Origin of the sequence: Loktanella sp. SALINAS62 (genome assembly GCF_018263905.1) — a bacterium.
Lineage (GTDB): Bacteria > Pseudomonadota > Alphaproteobacteria > Rhodobacterales > Rhodobacteraceae > Loktanella.
This window is the reverse complement of sequence record NZ_JAAFZU010000027.1, coordinates 162,565-176,990: the sequence shown is the minus strand read 5'-3', so window position 1 is coordinate 176,990 and position 14,426 is coordinate 162,565. Positions and strand designations below refer to the sequence as shown.

The 14,426-nt window shown below is 57.5% G+C and carries 12 protein-coding genes and 2 pseudogenes; 6 read left to right on the top strand and 8 right to left on the bottom strand.

Annotated features, from left to right (window positions below):
* A pseudogene (locus GZH79_RS19015) lies at positions 1–511 on the bottom strand (transposase); the annotation flags it as partial.
* A gap of 120 nt (positions 512–631) precedes the next feature.
* Between GZH79_RS19015 and GZH79_RS19225 the strand changes: the two are divergent.
* The 5 genes from GZH79_RS19225 (at position 632) to GZH79_RS10075 (ending at position 5,724) form a co-directional block, all read left to right on the top strand.
* Entirely contained in the window at positions 632–754 is a 123-nt protein-coding gene (locus tag GZH79_RS19225) for a hypothetical protein (RefSeq protein WP_283094798.1), read from the top strand.
* 80 nt (positions 755–834) lie between these two features.
* A complete protein-coding gene (locus GZH79_RS10090; RefSeq protein WP_211643657.1) occupies positions 835–1,269 on the top strand; it encodes an OmpA family protein in 435 nt (144 codons plus the stop codon).
* A 364-nt stretch (positions 1,270–1,633) separates the two neighbouring features.
* Positions 1,634–2,308 (top strand): hypothetical protein, encoded by a 675-nt coding sequence (locus GZH79_RS10085; RefSeq protein WP_211643656.1) that lies wholly within the window; start codon positions 1,634–1,636, stop codon positions 2,306–2,308.
* Entirely contained in the window at positions 2,308–4,743 is a 2,436-nt protein-coding gene (locus GZH79_RS10080; protein ID WP_211643655.1) for an Ig-like domain-containing protein, read from the top strand. The genes GZH79_RS10085 and GZH79_RS10080 overlap by 1 nt, the downstream gene beginning before the upstream one ends.
* A 24-nt stretch (positions 4,744–4,767) precedes the next feature.
* The gene (locus tag GZH79_RS10075) at positions 4,768–5,724 is read left to right on the top strand and encodes a hypothetical protein (RefSeq protein WP_211643654.1); all 957 of its coding nucleotides are present in this window, start codon (positions 4,768–4,770) and stop codon (positions 5,722–5,724) included.
* Positions 5,725–5,934: 210 nt separating this feature from the next.
* On the opposite strand, the gene GZH79_RS10070 is transcribed toward GZH79_RS10075, so the two are convergent.
* Positions 5,935–7,686, bottom strand: coding sequence for a histidine kinase N-terminal 7TM domain-containing protein (locus GZH79_RS10070; protein WP_249219086.1), 1,752 nt, complete (start codon positions 7,684–7,686; stop codon positions 5,935–5,937).
* A gap of 544 nt (positions 7,687–8,230) precedes the next feature.
* Between GZH79_RS10070 and GZH79_RS10065 the strand changes: the two genes are divergently transcribed.
* Positions 8,231–8,665, top strand: a complete 435-nt coding sequence (locus tag GZH79_RS10065; protein ID WP_211643653.1) for a BLUF domain-containing protein — start codon at positions 8,231–8,233, stop codon at positions 8,663–8,665.
* A 49-nt stretch (positions 8,666–8,714) separates the two neighbouring features.
* Here the strand turns inward: GZH79_RS10065 and GZH79_RS10060 are convergent.
* The 6 genes and pseudogenes from GZH79_RS10060 to GZH79_RS10035 form a co-directional block, all read right to left on the bottom strand.
* Positions 8,715–9,886, bottom strand: a protein-coding gene (locus GZH79_RS10060) for an IS3 family transposase (protein ID WP_211643652.1) whose coding sequence is annotated in 2 segments (ribosomal slippage) — positions 8,715–9,649 and positions 9,649–9,886 — 1,173 coding nt in all. Because the reading frame shifts where the segments join, the coding sequence is not laid out codon by codon here.
* Between the two features lie 72 nt (positions 9,887–9,958).
* Positions 9,959–10,066 (bottom strand): annotated as a pseudogene (locus GZH79_RS10055) (IS6 family transposase); the annotation flags it as partial.
* Positions 10,067–10,132: 66 nt separating this feature from the next.
* On the bottom strand, positions 10,133–11,119 hold the full coding sequence (locus GZH79_RS10050; RefSeq protein WP_211643651.1) for a LacI family DNA-binding transcriptional regulator: 987 nt from the start codon (positions 11,117–11,119) through the stop codon (positions 10,133–10,135).
* Positions 11,120–11,199: 80 nt separating this feature from the next.
* Positions 11,200–12,705 carry a tripartite tricarboxylate transporter permease gene (locus GZH79_RS10045; protein ID WP_211643650.1) on the bottom strand — a complete coding sequence of 502 codons (1,506 nt, stop codon included), beginning with the start codon at positions 12,703–12,705 and terminating at the stop codon, positions 11,200–11,202.
* A 12-nt stretch (positions 12,706–12,717) separates the two neighbouring features.
* Complete coding sequence (locus GZH79_RS10040; protein WP_211643649.1) at positions 12,718–13,137, bottom strand: tripartite tricarboxylate transporter TctB family protein; 420 nt, start codon at positions 13,135–13,137, stop codon at positions 12,718–12,720.
* 79 nt (positions 13,138–13,216) lie between these two features.
* Positions 13,217–14,263, bottom strand: coding sequence for a hypothetical protein (locus GZH79_RS10035; RefSeq protein WP_211643648.1), 1,047 nt, complete (start codon positions 14,261–14,263; stop codon positions 13,217–13,219).
* Positions 14,264–14,426 lie beyond the last annotated feature (163 nt).

Below are 14,426 nucleotides of genomic sequence, written 5' to 3'. Positions count from 1 at the left end.
ACTCGCGGACAGCGCGGGGTGCATCCGCCGGGTCTATGCTTGCCGCGTCCCAGTTTTCCTTCGGCGTGGAGTTCTGCTTGTTGGCATCAGCTTCGATCAGGCTGGCGTCGATGGCCATGCGCTGGCCACTGACCAGACCTTCCGCGATACAGCGCGCAACGGTCGTCTCAAACAGGTGACGCAGCAGTTCGCTGTCGCGAAACCGACCGTGGCGGTTCTTGGAGAAGGTGGAGTGATCCGGGACATGATCGCTCAGATCGAGGCGGCAGAACCAGCGATACGCGAGGTTCAGATGCACCTCCTCACAGAGCCGCCGCTCGGACCGGATGCCGAAGCAATAGCCGACCAGAAGCATCCGGATCAGCAGCTCGGGATCGACGGAAGGGCGGCCAGTATGACTGTAGAAATCCGCGAGATGGGCGCGGATGCTGCTCAGGTCGACGAACCGGTCGATGGATCGAAGCAGGTGATCCATCGGAATGTGATCCTCGAGCGAGAACTCGTAAAACAGCGCCGGTTGCGCTTCCTGCCTCGGCCCCATCATTGCCAATCCTCCCCTCAACTACAGGAATTGAATCAGCAGTTCAGCTCTCGTTCAAGGAAGAGTTTTTCAACAAAATAAGCCCGAACTGTGAAGAAGGGCCAGACCCGGATCGATGGCATCGATATCGAGGGCACCGATCTCTACGTCTTCGAGGTCGGGCCTGACGTCGAGGCGACCTTCCTCGCTGTCTCTGCCAATGGGTCTGACTGATCGAGGTCGAAGATATATCCGGCGGCCGTGCAGACATAGATATCGGACCGTATGTCGACGAGGGTGCGACCTTCAGCCATGTGCGGCTGACCGACGACGGCGAGGGCTGCAGCGGCCGGTGGCCCGGGGCCGATATCGACGCCGTCGCCGCGATCGGCACCCCCGAGCGCTTCGTTCTGGAAGGGGTGGTGCTGTTCGAGTTCGACAGCGCGACCTTGCGGGGCGATGCACGCGAGGCCTTGAGCGAGACGCTTCAAGCGCTCCAGAGCCGGGAATTTGACGCACTCTGGGTCATCGGAAATACCGATTCGAAGGGGTCCGCAAGCTACAACCAGAAGCTCTCCGAGGCGCGTGCGACCGCAGTGCGCAACTGGCTGGCGCAGCAGTCGGCCTTCTCGGATGTCTCGCTTTTCACCGAAGGCGCGGGAGAGACCGCGCCCACCGCGGACAACGCGACTGACGTCGGTCGGCAACGGAACCGGCGGGTCGAGATCATTGCCGTGCCAGCACGGTGACACTGGGCTGAACGGATGCGGTGGATGCCTCACCCAATCGGCGCCTCGTATGCCATGACATGTGTATCCGAGCGGGCCTATACGTGCCGCTTGGCCCAGGAAACAAAACTGTGAGCTCTCCGAAAATCAGGAGGAGGCAGGTCCTCAGGTTACCGTGCGTGTGACTTTTTGTGATCATTCTGTTAGCTGTCACAAAAGTGAACTTGGGTAGGACGCTGCGTGAGTTGAATACCAAAACTAATTCAGGAGCAACGACATGCCATGTTTCCCCCTTAGAACAACTGCCATCGCCTGCCTGGCCATCTCATCAGTCGTGGCCATCGTTTTGCCGGCTGCTCCGGCTGCTTCTCAGGAGTCCCGCACTATGACGGTTCTCGGATCTATCGATGGCACTGTCGCCGCGACCGAACGCGCATGGCTGACCATTGCGGGCGAAGTCGAAGGCGAGAACACGTCCACGGCAGCTTGGCGGCCCTATTCCTTGCAAAACGCGATGGGCGGCGCCTTCGCGGGACTGAGCGACGCGCAGCGTGCGCAGATGGAAGAACGCATGGAAATGATGTCCGAGATGATTGGTGATGGCGCCGACAACCCTCTCGCGCAGATGTTCGGCGGGGGCGGCGAAGATCAGGTTCAACTTCGCATCATGGGCGTCGACCCGGAAGCGGAGCGCATTCTGCGGCAGGGCGGCCTGACCATCGAATTGCCGGCGTTTTCGGTTGAGGATATGGACCAGCTGCTGGTCGGCTCGAATGAGGCCGAGATTGCCTATCACAAGAACTTCGGTGAAGACGACGCTATGGGGTTCTATGCGTCGTCGCATGACGTGGGCACAGCGGCGACGGTGTCGTTCGATCGGCTCGAGATCGTCGAAGGGGGCGGGTTCGCCGCCGGTACGTTCGAGGGCACCCTTTGCCCGATCCGGGCTTTGATGGGCGGCGATCCCGACCCCGAGGTCTGTATCCTGGTCGCCGGTCTGTTCGAGACGGAGCTGGGCGAGGAGAAGGCGGATACGCCGGTGTCCCGGACCATCAACTGATGAGAAGTGGCTCGATCCTTCGCACGATGTTTTTTTCGGCATTGTCGGTCTTGCTTCTATCACTAAGCACGCCCGTCCTGGCGCAACTGACGCTCGAAATCCCGGAGACGGAGTTCGAGGAGGCTGAGAACTACAAGCCCATTCCGGTGCCCGATCCATCCGGCGGCCCCGTGAACCAGATTTTCGAGTCCATGGAACTCGACATGACCGGCACCCTGCCCGAGGCGGTGCTGGAAGAGATGCTGGGCGAGACCCCTTATGATTTCGTCGATGTGGTCTGGGGCATGGAGGTGACTGGCGACTGGACCGACCGGATGACTGGCGAAGGCACGCTTCAGGTCACGGATTTTACCGAAGGCCGGGGCGCATCAGCGCAGCCTGATCCCGAGCGGTTCACGGGGCAGCGAGGCTTCCGCATGTACAACGCCCGCCTTCAGACGGACGGCGACCATGTGTTCACGCTTAGCGCCGCCTTTCCGCCGGAACATGGCGGAGTGGCTTTCGGCACGGAGCTGGAGGACGTGAAAGGCGTTTTCGAGGTCACGTGGCTGTGCCACATGTTCGAGCCGGGGCGCAGGGGCTGCATCGACTATCCCGACGAATACTACGAGACCGAGCTGCCGGTCCTCAGTAAGCTGCACATCCAGCGCAGGGCCGGTGGCTACAAAATCGACTTTGCCGCCCGTGTCTTTGAAACGCGCACCCACAACGACCGCTCCTATCAATTGACCGAACCGACAGGACGCTTCGCCGATGTTCGCGGCTGGGTTTGCGACCGCACTTCGTGGGAGGAAGATCCAGAGGCCTGCGCCGCACCGGAACCCCTGCAGGTGACGATGAACAGTCCGCCACATCAGCGCGAGAATGTGCATCTCAAAACGCCACAGATTGAAGTCGAATTCAATTTCCCTGTCGATGCCGATGATCTTGAAGAAAACTTTTCCCTGACCACCCGGAATAATAGCGGTGATCCATTGGAAATGACGGGCCGTATCATGGCCCTGTCGGACACCCTTTTTGAGTTCAAGTTGGATGACCTTCTCGAATCCGGCGTCATATACGAAGCGCGCATTCAGGGTGGAAAAGACGGCGTGCGGGGACGCGACGGAGAAGTTCTGAGGTCCGACGCCCACTGGTGGCGGTTCACGACGCTGGTCGATCTTGAAAACCATGGCGGACCTGTCGAAGAGCCTGTGCGAACCCACGTCTACCAGACCGTCCGCGACGCGCCGCTGGTGGTAGACAAGCCGGCGCTTCAGCGCATTTACGTGGAATGGCAGGCACACGATCATATCCACACGGGCTGGCAACCTGAATCATATCCTGCAGAGTTGGAGATCAGTGTCATTGACCAAAGCCAGTGGCGAGTCGACCCGCAGTTCGGGGGATCGGTCGAGGGGGACGTCGTGCGGGTAGTCCGCAGCGATCTGCCGGAAGGCAAAGAAGCCAGACGCGAGGTCGAGCGGCACGCAGGCAATACCATTAATGTCTACGGATGGACGCCGGACCAGCAAGGCGGCACCTCGGTTATCGAGACCCGACTCACCCCGCATGATCCGTACCCCAGCCGGACTGCGGCGCAGGACGTCATCGCGCAAAACGAAGTGCAACACTGGCACACCGACCCAGCGCCCTTGGTGTTCCGATACACTTTCCTGCAAGTCGGTTCATGGGAGGACGGAGTGCCCGAGGCCGAAATGCAAGCGGCCATGTCAGTCGTGCGGATGGCGGAAGAATTCGCTGTTCAGGTGATGCCTGTAAGGGAAGCTTTCGGAAATGATACGGGACGCGATGCAGATGGGGACTATGCGAGCAGATATCGTGACTCCTTCACGGCAGCACTGGACACCATTGTAAAAGCGGCCGAAGCTGCGGGGCTCGATGTTGAACTGCCAGAGGATCCTGAGATTGATCCGACACAACTGGCGCAAATGCGCGTAATTGCAAACCTTGAAGCTGTAGAGAATACGATCCGTGCGGTGCGCGAGGATATCGGTAGCTTCTTTAGCGCAAACGACATTCTCGTTGTATTCTATCCGCCCGATTTTTACGCTCCCGGTAGGACCTTCCACCAAGCCAGTCAAACTGATGGGCTCTATGGCGTCGGAATGCCAATCACGTTGGATCGCAGTCCCTCAGAACTGGCAGAGGGGCTCGTCCACGAATTCGGACATTATTTCGGCTTGCTGCACCGGCCGGGCGAAGCAAGTGAAATAGCTTTCACGGATGCGCTCCCGGTTGATGAAATTGAAGGGTTCAGGCTGTCGATTGACGGTATGTCTGGCCACAACAAATCTTCGACGGAGGGGAATGGTGAGCATCCTGTTACGATGGCTCCGCTCATGTTTCCTTATCTACTCGATCTTAGGATGGTATGGCTTAACAATGACGAATACATGATGCTCATGCGCACTTTTTCGACGCGAATTCCCTGATACTATTGCTGCCTGAAGCGAAGGATGAGTTTTCCGAATTGCTGGAGTCGCGTCCTGATCGCGACCACCCTGATCTCCTGTCTGAGCCTCCCCGCTGCAGGTATGGCGCAGAGTTCGATCTGGATGATGACAACTTTAGCCCTACGTCACGCCGCGCGATTGAGGCGTTCCGATAGAAACAGAGTCCCAGAGAAAGGAACATGCATGCGTCGCTTTTTGAAAACGGGTATTTGCACTGCGCATTTGTCGCTCTTTGCCGCCCTCGCTCCGGTCCAGGCGACCGCGCAGTTTGACGGGCACGGCCCGGACGCGTGGCAGGTAACGGGTATCGCCAGCGACGACTGGTTGAACCTGCGCATGGGACCGAGCGCCGACTATCCGATTATCGGGTCGTTTTCTTCGGACGCGACGGGACTGACGATGACTACCTGCGTACCATTCATGTCCGAAAGCCAAGGTATCATGCTGTCACAGGCCGAACGGAACCTTCTCGATCTGCCGCCGCGTTGGCGCCTGATGAGCAACGGGCAAAGCCACGGCTGGGTCGCTGCGCGTTTCTTGATGGAGGCGACAGGGCAAGCGCCGCCGGATCAGACCAGTGACCGGATGATTGCCGACGCAGTCTCTCTGGTCAGGCGGCTTTATGCCCGCCACGAGCAGTCAACGCGAGGCGAGGCTTTGGCGCCACTCGGTGCGTCGCGGGTGCGGGACTTCTTTATGGCGGATATCGCAAACGACCTGGCGCAAACGCAGTGGCAAGCAGACCCACTCTATAATGCTCAGGACATGGATATCAGCAACTTTCGGGTGATGCCGGATCCTGACCAGCCCATGCTGCGGGGCATGATCACTGTGCGCGCAGAGTTCTCAAACTTCCGCCAGCCCCAGACCGTCATGTTCAATTTGCGCGCCGATCCCGTCCAGCCCAATGCACCGATGCGGATCATGCGAATTAGCCACGGTGAGTGGTCAATCCCTTGATGGATGGCGTCACAAAATCCGCCGAAGTGCCGCTGGCGACCCAAGACGTCGCCTTTGGCCGCTGTCCAAGCGGCTCGGGAAGCCCAACTTACTAAAACACAACATTTGATAGACCGTGGTTTCACCGATATCGGTGGTTTTTGGGCTACCCACTCATCCAATGAAATTTCAACGGGCCCAGATTATCCTGCGACCCGCTGGAGCTGAAGCCTATGCGCAGAAGGCGGGCTCGGCAGCTTCGTGGTTCACTCGGTCCACAAGCCAAAACTCGATGTGGAACGTCGTCCCAATGCCAACCCGGCTTTCGTAGAACAGTTCGCCAGAAAGCTGCTTGGCCAGTTGCTTCGAGATGTGCAGACCCAGGCCCGACCCCTGAGTAGAGCCTTGTGCGCTGTTTTCCACCTGTTCGAAGCGCCCGAAGACCTTGTTTTCCATGCCGTCGGGAATACCGCCACCAGTATCTTTGATCGACAATCTGACGCGTCCGTTCCCGACCTTAAGCGCCCCCTCGACGATGCCTTGCTCGTTCGAGAATTTGATCGCGTTCGAGATCAGGTTGTCGACGATCTGACGAATCGCAAATGCGTCGCCCATGACGACCGCGGATTTTTCAACTTTCGAAGTGACCAGACTCACGCCCCGCTCTACGGCAAACATCCTGTTTTCTTCGATGCTCTCTACAAGAAGATCGCCCAATTCAACCGGCGTGCTGTCCAGCGACAGTGCTTCGATGTCGATCTTCTGGATCAGCAGGATATTGTCGACCAGACGCGATAGACGGACACCGTTACGGTTCGCGATTTCGAGCGACGACCGGATCGGGCCTGCCAATTCGCCAAGACGGCCGCTAAGTGCAAGCGCCAGGCCTCCCTTGAGCGAGGTCAACGGCGTGCGTAATTCATGGCTGACAACCGAAATGAACTCGTCCTTGGCGCGGCCGGCGTCATCCGCCTTTTTCAGCGCTTCTTCCAGTTGCAGCGTAATGGCAATGCGGTCTGTAATGTCGACAAAGGTGACGCTCCATCCCAGGATACTTCCCGACGGATCAAGTGGGTTGGCAATTTGCCGAACACGGGGTTCATAAACCCGCGCGCCGATGGTCATGTTGGCGATATGTTCAGAGGTGTTCAGCCCCTCAATGCTGGCGCGCATCGCATCCAGAAAACGATCTGTGCCATACTTTCGACCGGCGCGTTTGGCCGCAGTGTTCACCAGAACGATTTTCCTGTGCCTGTCGATCAGAACGACGGGTTCGCTCATCGTGTTGAAAAGAATGGATTGACCGACCGAGGCCATGTCCATTGTCTTGTTCGTCACCAGCATCCACGTAAACGGAAAAAGCGCCAGCGTGAACATGAAAGCCGTGGGATCGAGGCCAAAAAAGGTAAGGCCCAAGCCAACATAGGCCGCGTTTGCCGTCAGCGGCGTCGTCGTGATGATGATCAGCATGGTCAGCATAGGCCAAGCGGTGCGCCTCGCCCGCCGGAACGCCCGACCCAAACAATAAAGGGTCGCAAACACGAAGGCATACAGGGTGCCGATGATCGCGTAGAATCCCGGGCCATGGGCGTACTTTATCTGACGCTCACCAAGCGGAATGACGGAAGCATCGGTATATACAAGGTTGTGCCAAGGGTTAGTGGCGACAAATGCGAAGATGGCCAAGGGCACGACGATCAGTATGATGCGGGCCTTGCGTCGCCAAAAGGTATCGTCGACGTAGGCAAATACGAAGAAACACCAGGCCACCGGCACCATCCCGTTGCCGAGCCATGCCAAGGTTGCCCATTGCAACTGGCAGGCGAAGGTCGCCGATGATGCCTCGAACCCGACCATGATCAAGGTCCAGATCATGGCGAGGAAGGTAAGAGCGTAGTAAATCTTGCCTTGGAAACTCTGGAATTTCATCATCCAGAACAGAACAATGGCAGCGACTGCGCTGACCCCGACGACACTCCACAAGATCGGGCCTGCCGTTAGTCCCTCCAAGCACATCATAATAACACGTATCGATTCACTGAATGTCCCAACTGGTTCAAGCGTACCTCATCGGTATGTCAAAAGCTTGACCTTCGGACTGCCAATAAAAATTGATCGGTGGAAAGGCTTGACACTGATCAGCGATTGAAATTGGCGGTTCCCGCAGTCGGTGTTGAGTATAAACCCACGCTGGTCACGACCGGCACCAAACTTCAAGGCAGCAGTTCGTCTCTATCCTTCAAAGCGAAATGGAGGTCAGCGCTGAACCGAACACGACTCTTCCCAAGGCGTTGCTTTCCGTATTGTTGCGAAGCATCCGCATCATGGTTCAGGGCAGCATTTTCGACAATGGACTTGCGTCTTGGCATCGTCGGCCAAGGCTGATTCCGTCGACAAGGTGTTAGAAAAAAAGAGTTTTGAGCAAGACAATTTCACCGCTGCAACATTTTGCCGACTGCAAAATAGGTCATTCAGGCTGACCCAATATTCAGTTAGGTCTCATTCGAAACCAGATAGGATTCCGATCATGCTGTTTCAACTTGCCTACGTAAGTTTGTCAACGTCACCGTTGGACGAGATGACTTTGTCCGACATCCTGAAGGCTTCCCAGCGAAACAATGCCAGAGACAAGATCACCGGGGTTCTGATGTATCACGATGAGATCTTCTTTCAGGTGCTGGAAGGAGAACAGTCATCTGTTGAAGATTGCTATTATAAACGAATTTCTCACGATCCTCGTCACAAAAGCCTATCGCTCATGTGGGCCGATCTGGCCGAGAGCCCAGCATTTTCAGACTGGGCGATGGGCTATGTCGGACCAGACGAAGTTGGACGGCACACGAAGAACAGTTTCCAGTCCTTGTCCTATCTGAAGAGCGACGAAGCTGTGGCAACGAATATCAACGGAGTAGCATTGGCGCTTGCCCGCTCGATGTTCTCTGATTTTAAAAAGCGCGGTTGATTGAGAAAGTCTGGTCTTGTCACGTATTTGTGCCGCTCCGCGTGCTCGTTTAGGCCACTTGGCGTTCGAAGGCCAAGGGGCTTTTGCCTCCCAATGCTGAATGCCGACGGCGCGGGTTATAGAAGCCGTTGATGTATTGGAAGATGGCCGTCTCAGCCTGTCGGCGGGTTTGCCAGGTGCGCCGCCAGATCAACTCGGCCTTGATGGTCTTGAAGAAGGTGAGGAGGATCAGAAAACAGTCTGGGAGACTGTTTTCCCGACGTAAAACTGCGGCGTTGTCATAGCAGTTGCCTTTGCCGCTCATCGATGGCTTCAGGCCGTGCTCGCGCAGGACCTTCTGATAGTCGTGTGAACAGTATTGGCTGCCGCGATCGCTGTGGAAGATGCAGCCCCGAGGCGGTGACCGCAGTGCGATGGCCATCTTCAGCGCCCGGATCGCCAGATCGCGTTTCATGCGGTTGCTGACAGCCCAGCCGATGACACGCCGCGAATGCAGATCGAGGATGACCGCCAGATACAGCCACCCCTCGCGGGTCCAGATGTAACTGATATCGCCCGCCCATTTTTGGTTGGGCCGATCCGCTGTGAAGTCACGGTCCAGAAGGTTCGGCGCGATGTTGAACGTGTGGTCGCTGTCCGTGGTCGCTTTGAACTTCCTTGTCCTTTCAACGACAATTCCGTTCTCACGCATCAGCCGTCCGACACGCCGGTGCCCTACATCAACGCCAACCTCCTTGAGTTCTTCGGTCATTCTCGGCCGACCATAACTGCCCAGGCTCAAACGCGACTGCTCCTTGATGTGCGCCAGGACGACCATGTCCATGCGCTGCCTGCGACTGGCAGGACGGCTGTGATGTGCCCGCAACCCACGTGGGCTGGCATTCATCACCTGGCAAAGTCGGTTGATCTGGAAGGTGCCACGCTGTTCCTCGACGAACCTGAACCTCACGGCTTTTGGCTCGCGAAGAACTGGGTGGCTTTTTCTAGAATATCCCTCTCCTCCTTGAGGATACGGTTCTCGCGCCGAAGTCGTTCGTTCTCGCGCGCAAACTCTCGGTCATCCGGCGACACGACATCCGCCTCGCGGTGCGTCGTCACCCACTTGTTCAAGGTCGACATGCCGACGCCAAGATCATCCGCAACCTGACGCCGTGAAAGCCCGCTGGTTAACGCGATCCGAACCGCGTCCTTGCGAAATTCATCCGTCCTGACTGTGCCCATGGTTCATCTCCTTTGCTGCACATTATGCTATCAAAGGAGCGGCACCAAACCGCGACAAGACCAGTGTGATCATTCGATGGCGTTGTTCAATCCCTTGTGGCCGCGGTGGTCAGCGTCCGGCGCCAATCTGTTGATTGGCTTGACATACCTGCGCAGCTTGTCGTTGATCACACGCGGCCTATTCCGTATTTTTAGCCGACCACGAAACCAGCTGCGACAATGACCGGACAGCATTTACAAAGCGCTTTAGCATAGGACCGTGTTCCTGAGCGCAATTTCAAAGTTGATACGCGTTACGTCTTTTACAGGGTGGCCGTTTATTCTGGCGATGAGAGCCTCGGCCGCGCTGTGCCCCAAAAGATCACGGTCGACGCGAAGCGAGGTAAGGGGCGGTTCAAGCGACGCAGCAAAATCCTGATCACCAAATCCCATGATCGCCAGCGCGTCCGGTACGACGATCCCGCGCTTGGCGGCTTCGATCAGGGCGCCGTGTGCCAAAAGATCAGAGCTGCAAAAAACGAACGCCGCGCTATTTTCGACGTCGGTTGCTTTAAGAATCTGCGTCAGGGCCGTGCGACCTGCCGCGATGCTGGCGGGGCCGCCGATGTCGATGTCCATCACGGGAAATCCGCCTGCAGTTTGAAAATGCTGTGCGAACGATACCTGACGCTGGCGTGCCCGCGAATCGCCTGCCGTGATCGTTGCGGCGGTCCGGTAGCCGTTCTTGATCGCGAATTTCGCAACGGTACGCGCGGCTGCGGCATGATCGAAGCCGACACAGGTGTCTATGGGGGTGTCGCTGATGTCCCAGACCTCGACGACCGGAATGCCGGACGCCAGCAGCATGCGCCGTGTTTCGCGGCTGTGATGGATCCCTGTCAAAAGGATGGCGTCCGGCTGGCGCGACAAGTGGGCTTTTACAGCCGTTTCTTCGTCTTGCTGATCGAACCCGGTCTCTGACAGCAGGATCTGATAGCCATCTGCGCGGATGCGTTCAGAAAATGCACGGATGAATGAAGAATAGACGATATTGGTAATCGACGGGACCAACGCGCTGATAAGATGCGACCGCCGAGATGCCAGCGCCCCGGCGGCGGCGTTGGGTACAAATCCGGTTGCATAGATCGCGGCCTGTATCCGGTCCAGCGTGGCCTTTGATACTTTCGATGGGTCGCTTAGCGCGCGGCTGACTGTGACCTGACTGACCCCCGCCATGCGACCGACATCCTGCATCGTCACCCTGCGGCGCGGCATAGAAGAATTGTGCGAACCCGGCGTCATTTGTCAACTTGTTGCCGGGTGGGGCGCGCGAATCAAGTCCGCATTGCCCCGTCGCTCCTGTTCCGCCGCGACAAAATGACCGACATCACGACCGATGCGATGATCAGGACCCACAAGAAAGCCGCAATCCAGCTTTTGGTGAAGAAGATGAAGGGATCCCCAAAGCTTTCCAGCGATTTGACAAAGTAGATCTCTGCCGACGGTCCAAGGATGAAGCCGATGATGAATGGAGCGACTTCCAGCTTCAGCTTGACCATCAACCAGCCGAACACCCCGAAAATCAGCAGCGTCCAGACGTCGAAGATGATGCCGTAATTGATCGTATAGGCACCGATCACGCACATCATCAGGATGAATGGATACAGAATTTGCTTGGGCACAGCGATGACCATGGCGAACCAGCGGATTGCAAAGAACATGGTGACCAGCATCACAAGGTTCGAAATGACCATCGCCGTGATCATCGCGTTCCATGTGTCGATGTTTTGACTGATGAACAACGGCCCGACCTGAATGCCCTGCAACGCAAACGCGCCAATCAGCAAAGCAGTCGTGGAATCGCCCGGAATGCCCAATGACAGCAACGGTACCAGCGCGCCGCCGGTCAGACCGTTGTTGCCGGCCTCTGACGCGATGACACCGGCGGGTTCGCCTTTGCCAAAGCGTTCGGGGTGGCGTGATGTTGTTTTGGCAGCGGTATAGGACAGGATCGATGCGGCTGACCCGCCGACGCCAGGCAGGATGCCGACAAAGGTGCCAATGCTGCCGGACCGCAGCAGATTCAGCGTCTGACCTTTGAAGATCGAGAAGGAAAATCGCGAATGCGGCCCAACCTCAATATCCTTTAGCGATTGCCCGCGCGGCATACCCAATTCGGCCTCTTCAAGGATGACGGTCACGCCGAAGATGCCGATCAGCACGGGAAGCAAGGCAAAGCCACCGTCCAGCCAATAGTCCATGCCGGGCGGGATCAGGCGCGTGTGGCCGTTGCCGCCGTTGGTGATGTCGTAGGTGCCGATCAGTGACAAAAAGATGCCCAACACGCCCGAAAAGATACCCAGCAGCATGTCCTTGGACAAAGCTGCCATGACGGTCAGGGCAAAGAAGATGATCAGGAATTTCTCGACATAGGAAAACTTGATCGCGAACTTTGCCAGGACTGGCGCAAAGAAAAACAGGGCCACGAGCGACACAAGACCACCGGCGACGGATGCGATGATGGCGATCTTCAGTGCTTTTTCGCCTTCACCGCGTTTGGCCATGGGAAAACCGTCGAAGGTGGTCGTGATCGACGACGGTGTGCCGGGGATACCCAGTAGAATGGCGGGCACCAGCCCGCCGGTGATGCCGCCGACATATAGGCTGAGGAGCAACGCCAGACCGTTGACGAGGCCCAGTGAAAAGGTCAGCGGCAAGCACACGGCGACGGCCATCGTCGCGGTCATGCCGGGGATCGCGCCAAAGACGATTCCCATCAGGGTGCCGCCAAAGATCAGGCCGATGAACCACGGATCGAGCAGGTGGGCGAGAAGGTCCATGAACAACAGCCTTTATGGCAGGGTGAGGAAGAAAACTTCGGAAAATAGCCACCAGACAACCGGTGGTGCGATGATCGCAACGGCCAGCATGGATCCGATGGCCGCGCGTGAGCGGCTGTGCATGAACAGCAGGCCCAGTGCGATGACGTAGGGGACGGAACAGATCAGGAAGCCATAGCCGGCATTGGGCCAGATGTTCCCGACTGGAACCATCGCCAGAAAATAGACGATGGTGATCGCAAGCGCTCCGAAAAAGCGCGGCTTGTCCATGTCGCGGAACGTGGTGGCCCACATCTGCCCGGACGACATGATCGCCGCACGGTCGCGGATCAGGATGGCCAGACCCAAAAGCGATAGGATCACCCCTATCATGATGGGAAAGATGAGATGCGAGGTGTCGAAGTCGATCGTCACCCGTGTCAGGTTTTCCATCCGCGTCCCCTCCGAAGCGGCGTTTCGAAAAAGGTCCGGCCGCGCGCACTGGCGGCCGGACCCGTGTCCATGGTCGGGCTTATTCCGACTTCAGGTCAGAGATGATGGTCTCATAGTCGTTGTTCTTCGACTGCAGGTGTTCCTGGGCTTCGGCCATCGGGCGGTACTGCGGCGTGAAGAACGACGACAGGAACCGTTCCTGGATCGCACCTTTCGCATAGATTTCTTCCATCGCCGTATCGATCGCCTGGATCAGCGCCGGATCGGTTTCCGGATTGAACATCAGGAAGAATTCCTTGTCGAAGGTGAAATTTTCGTCGGCTGTCATCGGCACGGAAACTGCTGGTGCGGCATAGGCCAACATGTCGTCGCGGCTGGTCGCACCCAGACCTTCGGCTGGGGCCTTATTCAGCGTTTCCGGGGTCGCGGTGATCCAGATGAAACGCATTGCGGTCGGATCGTCGGAAGGCAACTGGGTGAACTGTTCGTTCGCCTGGATCGATCCGTTGATGACATCAGCTAGATCGTCCCACATTGCCTGGTTCTTGTCGGCCTGATCGCCGGTGTTCACGGGCACGATGTTTGCTTCGGATCCCGGGGCGCGCAACCGTGCGGCGTTCCGCATCGCGGTGAACCCGATTTCCGACACGCCACCCGGCTGGATCGCGACGCGGACACGTTCACCGGCTTCAGCAGCGGCCAGAATGTCATCCATGCTTTGGTAGGGGCTGTCTGCTGGCACAAGGTAGGCGTTGCCTGGGTTGACCGAAATGGTCGGGCCAACGATTGTTTCGGCGAAAATGTCAGGCGAACCTTCTATACCATACAGTTCCTGCAGATAGGACTGGTCGTGGTGCATCATGATCGTGGTGCCGCGGCTGTCGCGCGCCAGTGCCTTGAAAGCCTCTGATGCGCCAACCGGATCTACGCGGACGTTGATGCCCAGATGCTCGCTCAGCGACTCGGCTAGAATCGATGCGTTCTGGTACGTGTCACCACCAGTCGAGCTGGACCCGATCACCATACGCACATTGCGCGGCAAGTCCTGAGCGGCGGCGGCCATAGGCTGTGCCATAAGGGCTGCAGCGGATGCTGCAACCAAAAGTGTTCTGCGTGAAATCGTCATTTTATCCTCCCTGCGCCGCAAAACTGCGGCGGATTCGTAAAGCGCAATGAATGCGCATACATAGAGTTTGAACACGCCCCAATCACTGCTGTCAACCTGCGAAATTTAACATAAATGAGCCTGCAATCCGGTTGACGATCATTTTTGTATGCGCATACATTGT